Source organism: Ruegeria sp. AK4 (assembly GCF_056541025.1).
Genome location: NZ_JBQFXS010000009.1, coordinates 112,217 through 133,252 on the forward strand (window position 1 = coordinate 112,217; position 21,036 = coordinate 133,252).

Genomic DNA, 21,036 nt, shown 5'->3' on the forward strand with positions numbered 1-21,036 from the left:
TGGAACAAACCCTCAAATGGCTGCAGTGTTTGACGAAACGCGACGGGCTATGCGACCTAGGACACTAGCAGATAGGCAATAAGTGCGACCAATCCAATTGAGCTAGTCCAACCTAAAAGCGAATAAAAGAACTTAAGACCATCCAGCTGTAGCATCACATAGTCTCCCAATCGCATGTTTCGCTTATGCTTCCAACGATCAAAAACCAGAGGAAAAGCCGCCGCAAAACCGTGAGCCAGCCCGGTAGGGAGTAAGAGCGACATCACTCCGACACCAAATACACTTGCGGCTACTCCTGAGACGGTCCAAGTTTTGTCGAAAGCCTGAGAAACAGCACCCAATGTGATTGCAGCGGCAAAAACAGACACCAACATCATCAAGAATGCACCTAATCGCTGCATAGGTGTTTCAGGTGATCCCCACGCCCAAAGACACAGAACCTTTTCAAACATTGAATTTGGTAAACCTCATACTGCATCCTAGCCAACTCGTCATAGCAGCCATTCGTTACGTTCGCAGCATTTGTTGCGAAGGGCTCGCAGCAGTCACTCACCTGCAAATCAAGTTCCAAGCAGATGCACCTCTGCCGGGGTCATCCATTGCCCGTCAATCGCCCAGCTTCGCGTGCACCTCATCCAGATCGATCTCGCCCACCGGCATCTTGTTGGCGGGGTTTTCGAAATCGTATCTGAAAAGTTCGAAATCCTGTTTGTAGATCTCATAGACCAGATGCATCGACAGGTCGTCGAAGTAATCCTCGACCGGATGCGCCCGCTTGGGGCCATGGCCTTCGGATTCGTTGAAGCGCGGGATATCGGACAAGGTCACCCGATGCGCGGTGTCCACGTAATCCAGAACGCCCTGCATGCCGTCATTGAAGGCTTCGGTCCAGAAAATCCGGTCATACCGCCCGCCATTCACGATGAAGGTGGACACATGCCCCGACATGGCCGACCAGTGAATATCCGGGTCCATCGGGCGCCGCCAACGGATCGTGTCGCGGGCAAACAGCAGGAACCGGCGGAAGCTGGCGATCTGGTCGAACTCGCCCTTGCCATCGTCGCCGCCCACCTCGATCCCGTAATTGTAGATCAGCGTCGGCACCAGATTGCCGCGATAGCGCTTGCCGTTGCGCTGGATGCCGCAGATCTTGTCGAAGAATGAGCTCAGAATCCGGGTGTAGGGATTGCGCACGCAGGTAAAGGAATACGAGGCATGGTTGCGCACATTGCTGGAAATCTGGCCCTGACTGCCATCAAACGCCCATTTATGCATGCCATCCTTGGCATCATGAATGTCGCCGTCAAAGAACCGGCCGTGATCCGAATAATACATGATCTGACCGATGGTCGAGCAGGCACATTTCGGCACCACACGGTACACCATGCTTTCGCTCTCGGTCATCCAGGTGCCGGGAAAACCCATCTGCTGTGCCTCCTGCGCTGGTCAGATATCAGGGTGATAGGCCAGCATCTGGTGCCAAAGAACCAAAAATATTCTGTTTATTCAATCGCTCATCCTCAGTATCACGGATGCAAACGGGCAGAAACGGAAATTGCGTACCCTCGATGGCAAAGATTGCCTATATTTTGCTGTGCCACAAAGACCCTGACGCGATCATCGCGCAGGCCGAGCAACTGACCGCCGCCGGGGATTGCATCGCGATTCACTTCGACGCGCGCGCCAAGGCGGAAAGCTATGACCGCATCCGGACCGCGTTCAAGGACAACCCGAACGTGACCTTTGCCGCCAAGCGGATCAAATGCGGCTGGGGCGAGTGGTCGCTGGTTCAGGCCTCACTGAACGCGTTGCAGGCGGCGGTGGACGCGTTTCCGCGCGCCACGCATTTCTACATGCTGTCGGGCGATTGCATGGCGATCAAAACGGCGGAATACGCGCATCGCTTTCTGGATGAAAACGACGTGGATTTCATCGAAAGCCACGACTTCTTTGACAGCAACTGGATCAAGACCGGCATGAAGGAAGACCGGCTGATCTATCGTCACTATTTCAACGAACGCACGCAGGCCGGTCGGTTTTATGCCGCCTATGAGATGCAGAAACGCTTTGGCCTGATCCGCGAGATTCCGGCGGATATTCAGGTGATGATCGGCAGCCAGTGGTGGTGCCTGCGCCGCCGCACGGTCGAGATGATCTTGGATTTCCTGCAACAGCGCCGCGATGTGATCCGGTTCTTCTCGACCACCTGGATCCCGGATGAGACCTTCTTTCAGACCCTCGTCCGCCATCTTGTGCCGAAACGCGAGATCGAAAACCGCACGCTGACATTTCTGATGTTTTCCGACTACGGCATGCCGGTGACCTTCTACAACGACCACTATGACATGCTGCTGGGTCAGGATTACCTGTTCGCCCGCAAAATCAGCCCCGAGGCGCTGGAGTTGAAAGAGCGGCTGGGAGCGCTTTACGCCCGCGACGGGATCGACTTTCCGATCTCGGGAGAGGGGCGCAACCTGCACGCCTTTCTGACCGGTCGCGGGCGGGTCGGCCGCCGCTTCGGCCAGCGGTTCTGGGAGGCCGCGAATACTCTGGGCCCCGAGCGCGAGCTGTTTCTGGTGGTCTGCAAGAAATGGCATGTCGCCAAGCGGCTGGTCGATCAGATCGCCAGCGAAACCGATATTCCCTGTATCGAATACCTGTTCAACGAAGAAGAAACCCCCCTGCCCGATCTGGGCGGCATCGAGACGACCCTGAAAAAGCGCTCCCGCCATCGGCGCGCGGTGGTGGGCATGCTGTTTGCGCATTTCGAGACCGACAGGCTGGTCCTGTGTCTGGACCCGGCCAATCTGGACGTCATTCAGGATTTCTGTGGCGACACGGCCCGGACGCGGGTGCTGGAGATCGAGTGCGAATACTCGGACGAGTATCTGATCGGCCATGCGCGCCGCATCGGGCTGGCGGGCGAAAACAGCCCCGAGGACACCGTCGCGCGGCTGTTGCCCACCATTCGCAACGATCTGGCGCATGAATCGGAACTGATCCGGGGGGCCGGGATCGACGGCTATCTGCGCATTCGCCAGACGGCGGAGGCAGCCGAGAATGAGGCTGCGATGGCCGCGTTTCTCGGTGTCGGGCCGGAAAAGGCGCAGGCCGTGATGCGGCTGGACTACCTGTTTTCGGATTAAGCCCGGCGGCCCGAAAACCGCCGGGCTATAACTTAAATGTCGAACTTCACGCCCTGCGCCAGCGGCAGCTCGGCGGAATAGTTCACCGTGTTGGTCTGACGGCGCATATAGGCCTTCCACGCGTCCGAGCCGCTTTCGCGACCGCCGCCGGTTTCCTTCTCACCGCCAAAGGCGCCGCCGATCTCGGCGCCCGAGGGGCCGATATTGACGTTGGCAATGCCGCAATCCGACCCGGCTGCGGTCAGGAACTGTTCCGCCTCGCGCATGTTCAGCGTGAACACGCAGGAGGACAGGCCTTGCGGCACGTCATTCTGCAACGCCAGCGCATCGTCGAAATCATCGTAGCCCATGACATAGAGGATCGGGGCAAAGGTCTCGGTCTTCACGGTCGCGGTCTGGTCCGGCATTTCGACGATGGCGGGTTCCATATAGACGCCTGCGGGCACGCCCTCGGTCACGCGGTTGCCGCCGAAGACTGTGCCGCCTTCGCCTTCTGCTGCCTGGAGCGCAGCGGTCATCGCAGCGCCGGCGGCTTCGTCCACCAGTGGTCCGATCAGGGTGCCTTCGGCCAGCGGATCGCCGATGGGCAGACCGGCATAGGCTTTCTTCAGCCGTGCGACCAGCTCCTCGCGGATCGAATTGTGCACGATTAGGCGGCGCAGGCTGGTGCAGCGCTGACCCGCCGTTCCGACAGCCGAGAACACGATGGCGCGCACCGCCATTTCCAGATCGGCCGAGGGGCCCACGATCATCGCGTTGTTGCCGCCCAGTTCCAGAATGCACTTGCCGAAGCGTTGCGCGACGATGGGCGCAACCGCCCGGCCCATGCGGGTCGATCCGGTGGCCGAGATGACCGGGACGTCCTCGCTGGCGACCAAAGCCTCGCCCAGCGCGGCGCCACCGATCAGCGTTTGCAGCAAGCCTTCGGGCGCGTCGCCGAACCGGGCCAGCGCGCGTTCGAAGATCTTCTGGCAGGCCATCGCGGTCAGCGGCGTCTTCTCGGACGGTTTCCAGATCACCGGATCGCCGCAGACCAGCGCAAGCGCCGTGTTCCACGACCACACGGCGACCGGAAAGTTGAAAGCGGTGATCACGCCGACCGGGCCTGCCGGATGCCAGGTTTCCATCATCCGGTGGCCGGGGCGTTCCGAGGCGATGGTCAGACCGTAAAGCTGACGCGACAGGCCCACGGCAAAGTCGCAGATATCGATCATCTCCTGCACTTCACCCAGACCTTCGGATGTGATCTTGCCCGCCTCCCAACTGACCAGCGCGCCCAGATCGTCCTTGGCGGCGCGCAGTTCTTCGCCCAGCAGGCGGATCAGTTCGCCCCGGCGCGGCGCGGGAACAAGCCGCCACGCCTTGAAGGCCGATTTGGCGCGGGCAAAGATGGCCTCCATCCCGGCCACGGGTGTTTCATGCAGCTCGGCCAGCACGCGGCCATCGATGGGTGAGGTCACTTTCAGACTGCCGCCGGTCAGCTCTGCCGCGGTCAGGTCCAGTTTTGCCAGGGTGGTTTCTGCTGTCATCACGATGTCTTTCATGTCTCAGGCCGCCTTGTTCTGTGGGGTTACATCACCGGCGCGGTAGAGCCGGCCAAATTCGGTGTTCAGGAAATCGGCAAGCTTCAACTGCTCTTGCCGGACAAAGCCCTTGGCGGGCAGCGCGCCGCTGCGCATCAGATCGACGACGCCCAGAACACCCGCTGCGGTGGTGACCTGAATGGCGCTCCAGACCTGTCCGTTGATCTCGCGCGCGAAGGATTTGTTGATCAGGGATTTCTCGCGCAGCGTGCCGTCGATCAGGCCCTTGGCGGTGCAATAGACCAGCACCACATCCTGATCGGTGCGCGGCAGGGCGGCTTCGAAAATCTCTTTCAGCAGATCGCGGCGGCGTTCCAGCCCCAGATCATGCAGCAGCAGCTTCAGGATCTCGCAATGGCCCGGATAGCGGATCGAGCGGTAGGACACCGCGCGCGCCTTGCCCTCGAGCGTTTCGGGCAACGTGCCCAAACCGCCCGAGGTGTTGAAACATTCATATTCCACGCCGTCATGGCCCAGAACCTCATAATCTTCCAGCGGCGCGGTCTTGACCCGTTCGCCGTTCACGATGGCATCGCAGGGGTTGCAGTATTCGTTGATCAAGCCGTCCGTGGACCATGTCAGGTTGTATTTCAGCGCATTGGTCGGATAGAGCGGCAGCGCCCCCACCCGCATATGCAGGCTGTCGATCTGGTCGAACTCAGCCGCCAGTGAAGCACCCGCGATGCCGACAAAGCCCGGTGCCAGCCCGCATTGCGGCATAAAGGCGGTGTCGCTGTCTGCCGCCAGTTCGCGCACGGCGTTGGTCGCGGCGACATCCTCGGTCAGGTCAAAATAATGCGCCCCGGCGGCTTTGGCGGCGGCGGCGATGGCGGGGGTCAGAAAGAACGGGGCGGCCGAGATCACCGCGTCGAACCCGGTCAGACCCTTGGCCAGACCCGTATCGTCACTGGCGTCGATCTGTATGGTCGCGATGCCCATCCGGGCGATCTCGGCCAGCGCTTTCAGGTCGTGATCCGCGACCGTGACGTGATAATTGGGCGATCCCCTGAGCAGCGTGGCGATCATCTGCCCGATCTTGCCAGCCCCAACAACGCAAACATTCCAGGACATTGCGCGCCTCCTTATTCATGGTTTTCATTAAGAATGGGGTAAAATTCCGTCGTTTTGCAGGGCCAATCTTGACGAAACAGACGGTTTAGCCGTCATTATGATGGAAGTTTTGGAAAAACGACAGGTCAGGCCCACTTCAAACTGACCCGCAGTTCAAACCCGGCCCGCTGAACTGCATCGGTGATTTTTGTTTTGGAATGGGATACTGTGCAGGCTATTGGGCCATTTTGTTCGCTGTATTTGCAGCAGGAATCCGGCCCGACCAGCGCAAGACATATCGACGGACGGGTCTGTATTGCTGTTTGGCCCGAACATCTCCGCACCTGATATCAACACGCTGCGCTGGTTGATTGACGATATTTGCGACACACTTCAGGGGGGATATCAGTCGTGTCTACAGATCAAATCGCCGAGTCGAGAGCCTTTAACCCAACCGATGCAGACCTGAGCCTGATTTATGCCGTCATACCCGGCGAAGGCGTGGACGTGGACACAAGCGCGATCAAGCCGCAGTTCGAGTTCATCGAAGTGACCGCGAATGCGGTATTGCCGGCGCATGGCATGTATGTGGTGCTGCGCGGCAGCGTCCAGCTGCGCCAGAACGGCACCCCTTTGGCCAGCGCCGATGTTGGCGACTATTTCTACGAAGAGCATCTTGAGATTTCCGATATCCCCGTCAGCCTTGAAGCGCTGGCGCTGGACGGGACCCGGCTGGCCTATCTGTCGAGCCAGAACTGGAAGCAGATCCCCACAGACATTCGCAAGCCATGTATCGGCACGATGTTCGGCGATCTAGTCAATGTCCACTTGCATGAGTTTCAGCAGCCGATCAATTGCTGCAGCGTCACTGCCGCCGCGCTGAGCATGTCGGCGCTGGGGTTCAGCTGCGAGGTCAACGATATTTTCCGCGAATGCGCGCTGCCCTCGTCCTTTGTGGTGAATGACGGGATTTCGCTGGGCGAGCTGTTCGATGTCGCCTGCACCTATATCCATTCGCAAGGGCTGCGGGACCGGGTGCAGGTTCAGGCCTATTTCATGGATGAAGACCGGACCGACGTGCAGAAACTGCTGGACGCCATCGACGAATCCAACCGTTTTGGCGGCGACAATGACATTCTGGTGGCAAATTTTCAGGTCGGCGTTGCCCATGGCAAAGACAACATGCCCGGCGGTCACTTTGCCATCATCGCCAAGTGCAACCCCAGCACCGGTCTGGTGCATATGATGGATGTCCACCCCGAGAAATACGGCAAGCTGTGGGTCACAACCGCCACCCGCCTGTGGGAGGGGATGTCGGACCGCGACGGAACCTCGATGCGGTCGCGCGGCATCTTGCGTTTTTCGGCCCGCGCGGCGGTCAAAACCCATCTTAAAACCTTCGATCAGCCCTGCAACTACATCGACCCCACCCACTATATGGCCGAAGACCCCAAGAAGCGGCGCAACCTGTTCCGCCGTGCCAGCCCGAACATGAACAGTCTGGGAGTTCTGGTCGAAAGTCTGGCCATCCACGGCGACCATCAGGTGGATGAAGACAAGCTGCTACGGCTGACCGGTTCGTCCTTTCAGGATGCCGTCAGCCGGGTGGCCACTGCCGAAGAAATGCACGACATGGCGGACAAATACCTGAGCCAGGCCGAAGACACGCATCTGGGCAGTTCCTACCACAGCTTTGCGACCCGGCAAGACAAGGCGATCCAATCCGCCGAGGACTGGTTCAAATCCCATCTGCAAAGCCTGCAGGACAAGGAGACAAACCTGAAGGGCACGAAAAAGCGCCACCTGATGATCAATATCGACTTCAACCGCGTTCTGGGCTCGAAAGCCATTCAACGGCCCAAAAAGGTCTTTCTGGAAACCGCGCTGCTCGAGGAATTCTGGTGCCTGTGCGTTGATTATGACGAAGACACCGATCTGGTGACGATCGTGGACATGAGCCCCGCAACCTCGCAGGTGTGGCAGGCCCCGCGCGGCAACATCTTCCGCGGCCTGCGTTTCGTCGAAAGCCCCGAGCTGCTGGTGATTGAAGAGGTCGATCCGCCGGAAGACCCGAACGATGTCGCATCCCTGATCGCGAACAACACGGCGGTGCTGTTTTACGAGGATGAGGACCCGATGTCCTACATGCTCAAAAGCGTCATATCCAATATCGGCGCAACGGATGTGGTGCTGGTAAACGTCGCCGGGCGCGATCCCACGGCGCGCAAGATGCGGCGCGATCTGGTCGCAACCACTAGCAAAAGCTCGGTTCCTTATCTGTTTTTCGACAAGAAATGCATCAGCAAACGCGACGACCTTCAGGATATTCTGGACATGGTCGACGAAGGCATCCTGCAGGATCGGATGCGCGAGGCCAATATGGCGGTGTCCGCGCGCGCGGAATCGCCCAGCCTGGACAAGAATATCTTCGGCTATCCCAAGGGCGGCCTGACCGACGCCCCGACCGGGCGGCGCAATATCCTGCTCTGCGCCTGCGGGTCTTCGGCGGCGGATAAAATCCCGACGCTGGTCGAAAAGATCACCGATGCCGGTCACAACGTGAAGCTGATTCCGTCAGTGTCGGCCGAGAAGTTCTTCAAGGATTTCGGGGAAAAGCGCATCGCCGCGCGGGTCGGGCCGAATGACTATTACCGCGACGATGACGAATGGAACTTCCGCTACATGAAGTTCGACATGCCGGTGCGCGCCTCGCATCTGGCGCTGTGCGACTGGGCGGATTGCGTGATCGTGGCACCGGTGACCTGCAACACAATGGGCAAGATCGCCAACGGGATCGCCGACAATCTGCTGACCTCGATCTTTGTCGCCTGGCAGTACCGCAACAAGCCGGTGATCCTGTGCCCGGCCTGCAATACCAACATGTGGAACAATGTCACCACGCAGAACAATGTCGAAAAGCTGCGCAGGCTGGGGGTCGATCTGGTCGGGCCCCGCAAGGGGCGGCTGTCGAACGGCATGATGGGAATCGGGATGATGGCCCTGCCCGATCAGATCATGGATGTGCTGGAAGAGGCGCTGGAAGAGCTGGAAGATCACGAACACAACATCTGCCGCTGGGCGCAGGAGGCCGCAGCCTCGGACACGTTCGACAAGTGGCAGCCGGTGTTCGATGCGCTGGATAACGGCGTGGCGGGCGTTGACATCGTGGACGATCAGAACGGCGACACGCTGTTGCACTACGCCGCAGGCGGCGAAGGCGAGTTGAACGAGAATGACGAGGAAGGCTGCAATATTCTGGGCAAACCGGATCATCAGGCCGCAAAAGAGCTGATCAAACGCGGCATCAACGTCAACGCCACCAATGACCACGGCTTTACCGCCCTGCATGTGGCAGCCATGAACAACTCACCCGGGATGGTCGATCTGCTGCTGTCCGCCGACGGTATCGATGCCTCGTCCTGCCTGCAGTTTGTCGAAGACACCAGGAATGACGAGAACATCCGGATACTGGATGAAATCCAGGACAGGCTAAAGGCCTGGGCGCAGGCCAATTCGGTGCCCCCGCCTGAACCGGAAGACAGCGGCGTCGATCTGGTGCGCGATCGCGAGAAAACGTACCTCTATTTCACCTATGGCTCGCTCAAGAAAGGGTTCCCGAACCACGCGGCCCATGCCGAAGTGCTAAGCGATTTCGTGGGTGAGGCCACGACCCGCCAGCCGATGCCGCTGATCGTTCCCAACGAGCCCTATTGCGACAACCCCAATTGCGACTACCTGCATCGCATGGCCACGCTGGTCGGTCAGAAAGGCCGGGGCAAGCAGATCCGGGGCGAGGTCTATCGCGTTAGCTCCTCGGGCCTGAAAGAGCTGGACAAGCTCGAAGGGTTTCATGGGCCGGATTCGCCGGACAACGTGTATATCCGCAAGCGCATCAACGTGATGATCGGCGATGTGAAAAAGCCCGCCTATGCCTATGTGATCGCCCACCCCGAGAAGTATTTGGGCGAATGGGAAAAAGGTGCCTCGCAGGTGGTCGAGGAATATACGCTGGACATGGCAACCGGCACTCTGAAAGAGGGGCGCGAGGCCAAGGTCTAGCCGCCCGCCTCAAGGCCTAAGAACTCGGCCCCGTGGTCGGGTTCTTCCTTCAGGCTCAGGTTATAGGCGGTGATCGCCACCATGCACAAAAGCACGAAAGGCCAGAATCCGGCTTTGGGGATCAGGTTGTCCTTGTAATGGATGATCCGTAGCGCAGGCGCGGCCTCGGACGCGAACAGATAGGTGTTCACCGACACTGCCAGCAGCAGGAAATACATCAGGAAGAAAAACGATTCCATGTAGATCACCGGTGAGCCCGCGAAGCCTTCGCGCAGCTGCACATGGGCCAGCAGGATCACGAAGAACAGGACCGAGCAGGTGCCGATCACGCTTGAGGTGTTGAAATTGTGCCGCTCCATCAGCCCTTCGCGGCGGGTGACGGTCATCACCGCTCCGAACAGCAGCATCGTCACCACGATCAGCGGGATCATGTGCACGATGAAAGCGTTGGCGAAATTGCGCTTGATGACGAAGTTATAATGCAGCTCGGGCGTGCCGGTTTTGAAGTCGTTCTGGCTGATCCCCAGCGTGGTATCCAGATCGGAGAGTTTATAGTCGAAATAGGTATTCTCACGCTCCCACGTGCCCATGACGATCTGGTTGTCGATGCCGAAAATGTCCTTTGGCCCGGTGGCCGGATAGGCGGCGAAATCCGGGATCAGCGCCACGTCGATATCGAACGGGGCCGGCCAGAACCGCACCCAGACGGTTTTGTGGTCAAACGGATAGCTGGTGTAGTCAAAACTCTGGCGCAGGGTCTGTTCGAAATACCAGCCGATCAGTTCCCCCTGGGGTTGGGGCATCCGGTAGACTTCCTGGATGGTGCCATTGGCGGCATCGACCGCCTCGGGCAGGATAAAGCCGATTTCGCCCACCGCTGGTTTGATCGCGTCATGCACGCCGTCCTGGTAGTGCTGCCAGATATAGCCGCTGACACGGATATCGCTGGCCCCGATGAAACCGAAGGACTTGATGAATATCCCGGTATTGACCCGGTAATCCGGCGGATTGTCGAGCGAGGCCAGATACCGGTCCACCAAAGCCTGATCGTGCAATTGCGTCGGGTCGCCTTCGAAATGGTTCAGATCGACCCACAGCTTGAACAGCAGGCCCGCCAGACCCAGCGTGACGAGGATGGAAATCAGCCAGACCTTCTTTTCTACGCTCATGCGCCCGCTGGCCCCCGGATCAGGTGATCAGAAAATCCACACGCCCCAGCAAGGATTGGGTGATGCCCATCTGATCGAACCCGGCCTGCAACGCGGCAAAATCTTCGTGGGAGGATGGCGCGATGTCTTGCTGTCCGCTTTCGGCCAGCAGCCGCGCCTGCCGGATCGACAGATCGACCATCGGCAAGGGCTCACCGGCAGTGAACTGTGCCAGCCCGTCGGCATAGTGCAGGGCTGCATCCCAATCCTGACGCGACAGCATGACGGCGCTGGCATCGGGGTAGAAATGCAGGTGGCTGTGGCCGACGCTGCCCTCGGCAATGATCTCGGCCCCAAGCTTCAGCAGGCGATCCTGTTCGTCCCGGTCGGTCTCGGCCATCGCCAAGGCCGACAGCGCCTTGGGGCCCACGAAATTGCGGCCATGTTCCAGCGCGATCTCAACCGCTTGCCGTCCGGTTTTGCGCGCTTCGTCCATCTGCCCGGCATAGACCTGTGTGCGGGCCAGATGTTCCAGCGCCTGCGCCTCAAGCCGTTTGGCCCCGACGCGGTTGGCGATCTCGGCAGAGACCCGGAACGAGTCCAGCGCCTGATCCACCTCGCCCAAAAAGATCTGCGCAACCCCCAGACAGGTCTGGGCGACGCATTCCGGGATGAAAGCAAAATACTTCTGCGACACCTCGATCGATTCATTCGCATCCGCCATGCCCTGCCGCACATCGCCGGTATAGCTCCGCGCCACGCTGAGGTTGTGCAGATTGGCCGCCAGATCGCGCACCAGCCCCTTTTCCCGCGCCCGTTCCACCGCCTGGGTATAAAACCCGGTTGCGGTCTGCATGGTGGCGTTCATGAAGTTGGCATCGCCAAAACCGCTGAGCGCGCCCACTTCCAGCCGGGCCGATTCCAGCTTGCGCGCCAGCGACAACGCGCGTTCGTTGGCCTGCAGCGCCTCTTCGACGCGGCCCAGCGGGAAGTAGACGTTGCCCCGCACGTAATTGATCTGCGCCACATCCCGTTCCGAGCCGCAGCGTTCCGCCGCAGCCTCGGCGGTATCCAGCGCCTCGAGCGCGTCCTGATACAGGCTCGCCTGCCGCGCAGCCTGCGCCAGCCCGATATGGGCCCGGCTGATCTGTTCGTCGGTCTCGGCATGCTGGGCGGCGTCCTTGAACTCGGTCAGCGCCCCGTCCGACAACCCTTGCAGGCGATGCGTTTCGCCGCGCGCGCAAAGCAGGTCGAACCGGACACCGGCGGGCGACGGCAGTTCCAACGCGCGGTCGATCAGGGTGCTGGCATCGTCGAACTGGAAGGCTTGTATCAGGTTTTCGGCGGCTTCCAGATAGGCCTGCGCGGCATTGTTCGCCCCCGCCCGATCCAGATGCCGCGCCCGCAGGGTGGCGTCGCGATCCTCGAACCACTTCGCCGCCTGCCGGTGCAGGCGCGCGCGTTCCGATTTGACCAGTGTGGCATAAGACCCGTCCCGGATCAGAGCATGGGCAAACATCAGATCGGCATCCGCTTCGCGGATCAGGGCCGAGCGGATCAGGTTGGTCGTGTCCAAATGCCCCTCGCCCAATGTGAAATTCAGCACTTCGGGCGAGAAGCGCTGCCCCAGGACCGAGGCCGCCTGAATCGCCGTGCGGCTTTTGCGATCCAAAGCGTCCAGACGGGATTGCACGATGCCCTGAATACTGCCGGGCACGCTTTCCCGTTTCAGCACATCAATGTTGCGCAGAAGCTGTTCCAGAAACAGCGGGTTGCCGCCGGCGCGTTCGACACAGGCGTCCAGCAGCTCGGGGTCGACGCCGGTGAATTCCTCGACCAGCCGGCGGGCCTGGTCTTCGCCCATCGGTGCCAGTTCCAGCTTGGAAATCAGCGCGCCATCCGTGCCCATCTGCCAGTCCCGGTTGATCGGATCGCCCTCGACCCGGCTGGTCATCATCAGCACGCAGGGCAGATCCCGCGTGGCGGCGGCGATATGGGAACAGGCGGTCAGGATATCGGCCGAGGCCCAGTGGATATCCTCGATCTGGATCAGCAGTGGCGTCTGCTGGCTGCGGCTGGACAGCAATTCGTCGACCACCTGACGCCGCCCGCGCAGCCGCGCCTTGTTGTCCATCGCCGCATAGACCTCGGCCAGTCCGGGGTCCTGTTCCAGTTCCAGCAAGGCATTCAGATGCGCCGCGCTCGAGGGGCTGACCCAGCCCTTGGCGATGGCGTCTTTGGCCACCGCCGCACCGGTCGCCGCATCGTCCGAAGGTTCCAGCCCAAGAATGCTGCGCGCCACGGACTGGATGGCCGAATGCCCCTCGCGCGCGCCGAAATCCATAACGACGCCGTTGTGGGTGGAATAAGACAGGCTTTGTGCCATCTCGGCCACCTGTTCCGACAGATGGGTCTTGCCGATGCCGGGTTCGCCCAGAACGATGTGAACCTCGCCCTTGCCATGGCGCTGGCAACGCTCGAACGTTGCCGAGAACAGCGACAGTTCCCGTTCACGCCCGATGAACCTGTGCCGCCGGGTCCGGATGTTGCGGGCCAGCCGGGCCAGCCGCCAGACCTCGACCGGGTCATTCAGCCCCTTGATCGGTTTGGTTCCAAGGGTTTCCCCGACAAACAGTGGCCCCAGCGCGCGCTGGATGTCATGCGAGACCAGCGTTTCACCCGGATCGCATATATCGGTCAGCCGCGAGGCCAGATTCACCCCGTCGCCGGTGACGGTGTATTCCGTATGGGCCTGACTGCCGGTGGTGCTGGCGATGACCTGCCCGGAGGCAATGCCGATATGGCATGACAGCGGGCGGCTCAGCGAGGGCAGCACCGCATGAATATCCAGCGCCGCCCGCGCCGCCCGTTCGGTATCGTTGGTGTGCGAAATCGGCGCGCCGAACACCGCCATCACCGCGTCGCCGATATGTTTGTCGATACGGCCGCCGTATTTTTCGACCACGCTGTCGACCTTGCTGAAAAAGTCGTTCAGCAACTCGTGCAGGTCTTCGGCGTCCAGTTCGCTGGACAGTTTGGTGAACCCCACCAGATCGGCAAACATCACCGTGACCTGCCGCCGCGCCGGTTCCAGAGCGGCCTCGGGCGTGGCCCCCGTTTCCTCGATGCTCTTTTCAAGCTCGGCAATGGCGCGCAGCAATCGCCGGCGGTCGCCGACAGCAGTTACCCCAATTTCGATCAGATCGTCGCCCGTCAAATCGGGCAGAATTTCAAAATCGATCTTGTTATCCAAAAAAGCTTGCGCGTAGTCAGACAATCCGTGCGCGCTCAGCCATCCCCCAAGGTCCTGAGACATGTCGCCCCTCTGAAGTCCCCAGCTTCAAGGCGCAACCTAGCACAGCAAAACCCGCCGAGTCTGCATGTAGTGAATAAATTAATGTTTTTGATCAGGGTTATTATCGGAAAGCCCACCAAAAGCGGGGGCTTTCCGTCAAGGTTCAGAAGACAGGCGCGTTCAGACCGTCGCCCCTTTCAGGCGAATGGCGGTGCCCAGGCTACCGGCGCAGACGCCGACGATGACGGCGATCAGCAGTTCCAGCGTTTCGACATGGGCGAACTGAAAACCGGCAAAAACCAGTGTCTCGAACACGCCGACCAGCCCGCCCAGCAGGGCACCCAGCCACAGCTTGCGGGTCATCATGCCCAGCGCCAGACCCAGAATGCCCGGCAGGCTGATGACATTGCCGCCGATGGTTCCAAGAATATCAAGCATACTGTGCCCTCACTTATTCCGTACGCGTGGCCAGAAATGACCGGATTTCGTCGCTGTCTGCCGCCGCCTGTTGTTCCAGCGGCGTGTCTGCTTCGCCATTCAGCGCTTCGGTAACGTTCTGGTATTCCTCCAGATAATTCGGCGGTAGGCTGTGCGCGATGCCCTGATGGCAGTCGATGCAGGTCATGTTTTCATCAATCGCGCGCTGGTGTTCGGATGCGGCGCGGGCTTCCTGAATGGTAAAGTCCATATAGTCGAAATTGTGGCAGTTGCGGCATTCCCGGCTGTCCGACGCCTTCATCTTTTTCCATACGGCAGAGGCCATCGCCAGCCGGTGATCCTCGTATTTCTCGGGCGTGCTGATGGTGCCGGCCAGTTCGTGATAGACATCCTTGACCGCCATGATCTTGGCTTTGATCTTGTGGTTCCATTCATGCGGCACGTGGCAATCGGAACAGATCGCACGGACGCCCGAATGGTTGTTGTAGTGGATGGTCTCGCGATACTCGCCCAGATTGGTTTCCATCGTGTGGCACGAGACGCAGAATTCCTCGGTATTGGTCAGTTCCAGCGTCCAGTGGAATCCGCCCCAGAACAGGATACCGGCCAGAAAGCCCGCCAGGATCAGGAAGCCTGAACTGAAGGCAACCGCCGGGGTCCAGATCCAGGTCCAGAGGCGGCCAATCCAACCGCGTTTTTCGGGGGAGTCTGCCATATCGCGGCTCCTTTCAATCTTGCGTTGGATCAGTTGCCGGAGGACGGCTGAAAGACGTTATCGACCAGCGCCGGGGCGTTGGCCTGCGGCACGTGGCACTGGTTGCAGAAATACCGGGTGCCGGAAATCTGATCCAGCTCGCGGCCTTCGCGGTCCAGATAGTGGGTCATCGACAGGGTCGGCGCATTGCGTTCGCCCGCCTTGGTCCAGTCATGGCAGGACAGGCACTGATTGGTCCGGATATCGATCTGGTACTGCTCGATCGAATGCGGGATCAGCGGCGGCTGGTGGCGATAGTTCCGCTGCATCCGCTTTTCGATATTGCCGTGAATCTGATCCAGCGGAATCGGCTCGTCCACTTCGGCCCCGCGCAAAGTCTGCACCTGGGCTGACTGCGCGAGGGCGAACCCGCTCAGGAGCAAAACGGGGATCAGGGCAAATCCGCCTGTCACGATTGATTTTTTCATCTTGGCACTCCCTTAAATAGGTCTGGCGGCGCGTGTATCGGACGCGGCAACTGGATCGGAAGGTGCGGCGACATGGTCGTCGAACCGGTGAGTAAAGGTGAACACGTCGACCGCGCAGACATCGATGCAGCGGCCGCAATTGGAGCAGTCGGGCGACAGGATGACCGGCGTGCTGCCCGGCTTGCCCTTCAGCGCGGGCGAGATGACCTGATTTTCGGGACAGACGGCATAACAATCCATGCAGTCGTCACAGGCAGAGCGGTTGGCGGCACTGACGCGCAGCATCGCTTTGGACCCCACCAGCCCATAGAACGCGCCGACCGGGCACAGATGCCCGCACCAGCCGTGGCGCGCGACAAACAGATCGAAGACGAAGATCGCGGCGATCATGGCCCAGACGAAGCCCATGCCAAAGACCAGCCCGCGGTGCAGCATGGTGATCGGGTTGATCAACTCCCACGCAATCACGCCGGTCAGGCCCGAGACAATCAGAACCGTCGCCAATATCCACAGGCGGGTGCCGCGTTTGGGCTGCCAGCCTTTCGGCAGGTCCAGCTTGCGGTGCAGCCAGTTGGCGGCATCGGTCACCGGGTTGATCGGGCAGACCCAGGAACAATAGACCCGCCCGCCGATCAACGCATAGGCCAACAGAACGATCAGCCCGCCGATCAGCGCCGTCAGCTCAGGCCAGTGCCCGGCGATCACGCTTTGCGACAGAACCAACGGGTCCGTCAGCGGCAGCACGCCCAGAATCAGAGACCCGGCCAGCGTGCCCTGAACGATCCAGATGCCAAACCACGGCCCCAGCAGGAACAGGGCCAGAAAGAACAGCTGGCTGGCGCGGCGCAGCAGCAGGTATTTATGAGCCCCGAGCCAGCCTTTGGCCTCAATAGCCTCCTGACCCACGGGCATATGGGTGCGGGCGCTCATTGTCCTACCCCCGGCAAGCCATACCCCGGTTCAAAACCGCCCGGCGCGGCCAGATTGTCGATGCCCGGTCCCGGCAGGCGGTCCGGCAGGTCGATGACGCCTTCGACCAGCGGCGCGCCCCTGGCCTCTTTCTCTTCCCAGCCTTTGCGATAGTGATCGGCGCCGGAGCCTCGGGCCAGACGGGCGGGCAGAACCTTGATCGCGGCTTCAGGAAGAACGCAACTTTTTTCGCACATGCCGCAGCCGGTGCAGCGGTCGGCATGCACGGTCGGGATGAACAGCGCGTGATGGCCCGAGCGGGCGTTATGCGCGGTTTCAAGCGTGATCGCTTCGTCAATCACCGGGCAGACCCGGTAGCAGACATCGCAGCGCAGCCCGAGGAAATTCAGGCAGTTTTCCTGATCGACCAGTACGGCGACGCCCATTTCGGCTTCGTCGATATCATCCAGTCCGGGGTCCAGCGCCCCGGTGGGACAGGCGGCGACGCAAGGAATGTCGTCGCACATCTCACACGGCACATCGCGGGCGGTGAAATAGGGCGTGCCGGTCGCCACCGCATCCACGCCCAGTTCGGCCAGTTTCAACGTGTCATAAGGACAGTCCCGCACGCACAGCCCGCAGCGGATGCAGGCCGACAGAAACTCCTTTTCCGGCAGCGCACCGGGCGGGCGCAGGGCCTCGGCCGGCAGCGCGCGCGCGTCGCGGGCCAGCCAGGCCAGCAGCGACCCGGCGACCGCGCAGCCGCCCGCTGCCCGCGCCGAATCCTGCAGGAAACGGCGCCGTTGCGGCGAAAGGGGTTTGTCGGCAAGGGGGGACATGGGGACGACCTTTGCGATCCTTGCCGGTTACGCGCGCTCGACCTTGCAGGCGCATTTCTTGAAGTCGGTCTCTTTCGACAGCGGGCAGGTGGCATCCAGCGTCAGCTTGTTGGTCAGCTGATGCTCGTCGAACCATGGCATGAATACCAGACCGCGCGGCACCTTGTTGCGCCCACGGGTTTCGACCCGGCTGGTGACCTCGCCCCGGCGGGTGGACAGGACGATCTCCTGCCCGCGGCGCAGACCGCGATCACGCGCGTCCTCGGGGTGCATGTAGACCACAGCCGAGGGATACGCCCGGTGCAGTTCCGGCACGCGGCGCGTCATCGAGCCCGAATGCCAGTGTTCCAGCACGCGACCCGTGGACAGCCACAGATCGTATTCTTCATCCGGCTCTTCGGCGGCGGGTTCATAAGGGGCAAAGATGATATTGGCCTTGCCATCCTTCTTGCCATAGAACTTCACGCCCGCCCCTTCGGGCACATAGGGGTCATAGCCTTCGCGGAAGCGATAGAGCGTTTCCTTGCCGTCCACGACCGGCCAGCGCATGCCGCGCGCCTGATGGTACATCTCGAAGGGTGCCAGATCATGCGCGTGACCGCGCCCGAACTCGGCATATTCCTCGAACAGGCCTTTCTGGACGTAGAACCCGAAATGCTCGGCATCGTCATTGTGGAAGCCTTCTGCCGTTTCCGACAGCGGGAACTTGTCGACCTGACCGTTGGCATAGAGCACGTCGAACATGGTCTTGCCGCGATGTTCGGGCATCTTGGCCAGCAGTTCCTCGCCCCAGACCTCTTCGACGGTGAAGCGTTTGGAAAACTCCATCAGCTGCCACAGGTCGGACTTCGCTTCGCCCGGGGCCTGTACCTGCTGCCGCCAGAACTGGGTGCGGCGTTCGGCATTGCCATAGGCGCCCTCTTTCTCGACCCACATGGCGGTGGGCAGGATCAGGTCGGCAGACACGGCGGTGACCGTCGGATAAGGATCAGAGACCGTGATGAAGTTATCGGGGTTGCGATAGCCGGGATAACCTTCTTCGTTGATGTTGGGCGCGGCCTGCATGTTGTTGTTGCACTGCACCCAATAGGCGTTCAGATCGCCGTCTTTCAGCTTGCGGTGCTGCAGCACGGCGTGAAAACCGGGCTTGGGCGGGATGGTGCCTGCGGGTATCTTCCAGGCGGTTTCGCAAATCTCGCGGTGCTTGTCGTTTGCCACCACCATGTCGGCGGGCAGACGGTGGGCAAAGGTGCCGACCTCGCGCGCCGTGCCACAGGCCGAGGGCTGACCGGTCAGCGAAAACGGCGAGTTGCCGGGTTCCGAAATCTTACCCACCAGCAAATGCACGTTGTACATCAGCGAGTTCACCCAGGACCCGCGCGTGTGCTGGTTGAAGCCCATGGTCCACAGGCTCATGACCTTGCGGTTGGGGTCGGCATATTGCTTGGCCAGTTTCTCAAGCTTGTCCGCCGGAACGCCCGACAGTTCGGCGGTGTATTCCAGCGTGTAGGGTGCGACCGCTTCGGCGTATTCGTCAAAGCTGATCGGTTCCATCTTGCCCGAGTTCGGGTTCGCGGCCTCTTGCTGCAACGCGTTGGTGTCGCGCAGGCCATAGCCGATATCGGTGGCGGTCTTGGTGATGTTGACGTGGTTGTTGACGAACTCTTGGTTCACCGCGCCGGTCTGGATGATGTAGTTGGCGATATAGTTCAGGATCGCCAGATCGGTCTGCGGCGCAAAGACCATGCCATTATCGGCCAGCTCGAACGAGCGGTGTTCGAAGGTCGACAGCACATGCACCTCGCAGCCCGGCTTGGTCAGGCGGGTATCGGTCAGGCGCGACCACAGGATCGGGTGCATCTCGGCCATGTTCGAGCCCCAGAGCACGAAGGTATCGGCGTGTTCCAGATCGTCATAGCAGCCCATCGGCTCGTCAATGCCGAAGGTGCGGATGAACCCCACCACAGCCGAGGCCATGCAGTGGCGCGCGTTGGGGTCGATATTGTTGGACCGGAAGCCCGCTTTCATCAGCTTGGACGCCGCATAGCCCTCCCAGACGGTCCACTGCCCCGAGCCGAACATGCCGACACTGGTCGGACCTTTCTTGGCCAGCGCCTCTTTCCACTTGGCGGCCATGACGTCAAAGGCTTCGTCCCAGCTGACGGGTTCGAACTCACCGTTCTTGTCATATTCGCCATTGGTCTTGCGCAGCAGCGGCGTGGTCAGGCGGTCCTTGCCGTACATGATCTTGGACAGGAAATAGCCCTTGATGCAGTTCAGGCCCCGGTTGACCGGCGCATCCGGGTCGCCCTGCGTGGCGACCACGCGGCCATCCTTGGTGCCGACCAGAACCGAACAGCCGGTGCCGCAGAACCGGCAGGCCGCCTTGTCCCAGCGGATGTCGGGGTTGCCGACTTGTGCGTTGGCCTGACCTGCGGCCATCGGGATGCCTGCGGCCGAGGCGGTTGCGGCAGCCGCAGACGCCTTGAGGAAGGTGCGGCGGGATTCAGAAACAGTCATTATACGGGCCTCCTGCTGGGCGGTTGGCTTGGAGCGTTGGTTTGCGGAGCGGGCCCCGCGAGTTCTTCGAAATGGTGATAGGTCAGCGAGAGCGAGATCACCCCCGGGATCTGGTGCAGATCCATGATGATTTCCGACGCCAGACGGTCGGGCGTATCTTCGACGACAACAACAAAACGGCCGTCTTCGGCCTCGGCATGCACTTCCACGCCCGGAACGCCGGTCATCTCGGCGCGGGCCGCGTCGGTGCGGTCCGGGGCGACATGGACAAGGCAACCGCAGATATTCATTGGATCACTTCCGTTTGAGGGGTGGTGGCGCGTTCAAAGGACACCGCACCGACAGGGCAGGCAGCGGCGCATGCGCCGCATCCGATGCAACTGTCCAGGTCCAGGACCGGGTCGGCGCGACCCGCAAGTTGCAGCCTGAACCCGATGGCGTTCTGATCGCAGCTGTCCTGACACAGGCGGCAGCTGACACCGTTCATCGACAGGCAATCCGCACCCTGAACCGCCGCCCGCCATGGCCAGTCCGGCACCCGCTCGGGATCGAGGGCATCGGTGGCACAGGACCGGGCACATTCGCCACAAAAGGTGCAGGCGCCGGTGTTCAGCTGCACCACGGGCAAACCGCCATCATCGACGGCGATGATGCCTTCGGGGCACGCGCTTACGCAATCCCCGCAGGCCGTGCACAGATCGGAAAACCCCGCCTCGGCCGCACCGGGCGGGCGCACCGCATCAGCATCCTCGCGGAGCATGCGGGCGCTTAGAAACGCGCGTCTTGTGGTCAACTGGCTCATGCGCTGGCGACCAATCCTCTGGCAACATCATACTGTGATTTCGCCGTCGTAGCAGCTTTTTAGAT

Annotated in this window: 16 protein-coding genes; 2 read left to right on the top strand and 14 right to left on the bottom strand. The window is 60.9% G+C overall.

Annotated elements, in window-relative coordinates; all coding sequences use genetic code 11:
- Positions 1 to 56: 56 nt before the first annotated feature.
- Both ACR0EZ_RS16675 and ACR0EZ_RS16680 read right to left on the bottom strand, forming a co-directional pair.
- On the bottom strand, positions 57 to 452 hold the full coding sequence (locus ACR0EZ_RS16675) for a hypothetical protein (protein ID WP_480615178.1): 396 nt from the start codon (positions 450 to 452) through the stop codon (positions 57 to 59).
- Positions 453 to 606: 154 nt separating this feature from the next.
- The gene (locus ACR0EZ_RS16680) at positions 607 to 1,425 is read right to left on the bottom strand and encodes a sulfotransferase family protein (RefSeq protein WP_480615180.1); all 819 of its coding nucleotides are present in this window, start codon (positions 1,423 to 1,425) and stop codon (positions 607 to 609) included.
- Positions 1,426 to 1,568: 143 nt separating this feature from the next.
- Here ACR0EZ_RS16680 and ACR0EZ_RS16685 point away from each other — a divergent pair, with 143 nt between their 5' ends.
- On the top strand, positions 1,569 to 3,146 hold the full coding sequence (locus tag ACR0EZ_RS16685) for a DUF5928 domain-containing protein (protein WP_480615182.1): 1,578 nt from the start codon (positions 1,569 to 1,571) through the stop codon (positions 3,144 to 3,146).
- Between the two features lie 32 nt (positions 3,147 to 3,178).
- Here ACR0EZ_RS16685 and amaB read toward each other — a convergent pair whose 3' ends face one another.
- Together amaB and ACR0EZ_RS16695 are read right to left on the bottom strand one after the other, a co-directional pair.
- On the bottom strand, positions 3,179 to 4,675 hold the full coding sequence (amaB, locus tag ACR0EZ_RS16690; RefSeq protein WP_480615244.1) for an L-piperidine-6-carboxylate dehydrogenase: 1,497 nt from the start codon (positions 4,673 to 4,675) through the stop codon (positions 3,179 to 3,181).
- An 18-nt stretch (positions 4,676 to 4,693) separates the two neighbouring features.
- Positions 4,694 to 5,800, bottom strand: a complete 1,107-nt coding sequence (locus ACR0EZ_RS16695; protein ID WP_480615184.1) for a saccharopine dehydrogenase family protein — start codon at positions 5,798 to 5,800, stop codon at positions 4,694 to 4,696.
- A 390-nt stretch (positions 5,801 to 6,190) separates the two neighbouring features.
- Between ACR0EZ_RS16695 and ACR0EZ_RS16700 the strand changes: the two genes are divergently transcribed.
- The gene (locus tag ACR0EZ_RS16700; RefSeq protein ID WP_480615186.1) at positions 6,191 to 9,838 is read left to right on the top strand and encodes a flavoprotein; all 3,648 of its coding nucleotides are present in this window, start codon (positions 6,191 to 6,193) and stop codon (positions 9,836 to 9,838) included.
- On the opposite strand, the gene ACR0EZ_RS16705 is transcribed toward ACR0EZ_RS16700, so the two are convergent.
- From ACR0EZ_RS16705 to napF, 10 genes are all read right to left on the bottom strand, one after another.
- Positions 9,835 to 11,007, bottom strand: a complete 1,173-nt coding sequence (locus ACR0EZ_RS16705) for a hypothetical protein (RefSeq protein ID WP_480615188.1) — start codon at positions 11,005 to 11,007, stop codon at positions 9,835 to 9,837. The two genes, ACR0EZ_RS16700 and ACR0EZ_RS16705, sit on opposite strands and share 4 nt — an antisense overlap.
- Before the next feature lie 19 nt (positions 11,008 to 11,026).
- The gene (locus ACR0EZ_RS16710; RefSeq protein ID WP_480615190.1) at positions 11,027 to 14,302 is read right to left on the bottom strand and encodes an adenylate/guanylate cyclase domain-containing protein; all 3,276 of its coding nucleotides are present in this window, start codon (positions 14,300 to 14,302) and stop codon (positions 11,027 to 11,029) included.
- A 159-nt stretch (positions 14,303 to 14,461) separates the two neighbouring features.
- Complete coding sequence (locus tag ACR0EZ_RS16715; protein ID WP_480615192.1) at positions 14,462 to 14,719, bottom strand: hypothetical protein; 258 nt, start codon at positions 14,717 to 14,719, stop codon at positions 14,462 to 14,464.
- 13 nt (positions 14,720 to 14,732) lie between these two features.
- Positions 14,733 to 15,434: a NapC/NirT family cytochrome c gene (locus tag ACR0EZ_RS16720; RefSeq protein WP_480615193.1), complete on the bottom strand. Its 702-nt coding sequence runs from the start codon at positions 15,432 to 15,434 to the stop codon at positions 14,733 to 14,735.
- Positions 15,435 to 15,463: 29 nt separating this feature from the next.
- Positions 15,464 to 15,901 (bottom strand): nitrate reductase cytochrome c-type subunit, encoded by a 438-nt coding sequence (locus ACR0EZ_RS16725; RefSeq protein ID WP_480615195.1) that lies wholly within the window; start codon positions 15,899 to 15,901, stop codon positions 15,464 to 15,466.
- Positions 15,902 to 15,913: 12 nt separating this feature from the next.
- A complete protein-coding gene (napH, locus tag ACR0EZ_RS16730; protein ID WP_480615197.1) occupies positions 15,914 to 16,831 on the bottom strand; it encodes a quinol dehydrogenase ferredoxin subunit NapH in 918 nt (305 codons plus the stop codon).
- Positions 16,828 to 17,649, bottom strand: coding sequence for a ferredoxin-type protein NapG (gene napG, locus ACR0EZ_RS16735; RefSeq protein WP_480615199.1), 822 nt, complete (start codon positions 17,647 to 17,649; stop codon positions 16,828 to 16,830). Before napG ends, napH begins: the two co-directional genes overlap by 4 nt.
- Before the next feature lie 27 nt (positions 17,650 to 17,676).
- A complete protein-coding gene (gene napA, locus ACR0EZ_RS16740) occupies positions 17,677 to 20,169 on the bottom strand; it encodes a nitrate reductase catalytic subunit NapA (RefSeq protein ID WP_480615201.1) in 2,493 nt (830 codons plus the stop codon).
- Complete coding sequence (locus ACR0EZ_RS16745; protein ID WP_480615203.1) at positions 20,169 to 20,459, bottom strand: chaperone NapD; 291 nt, start codon at positions 20,457 to 20,459, stop codon at positions 20,169 to 20,171. Before ACR0EZ_RS16745 ends, napA begins: the two co-directional genes overlap by 1 nt.
- Entirely contained in the window at positions 20,456 to 20,971 is a 516-nt protein-coding gene (gene napF, locus ACR0EZ_RS16750) for a ferredoxin-type protein NapF (protein ID WP_480615205.1), read from the bottom strand. The genes ACR0EZ_RS16745 and napF overlap by 4 nt, the downstream gene beginning before the upstream one ends.
- Positions 20,972 to 21,036 lie beyond the last annotated feature (65 nt).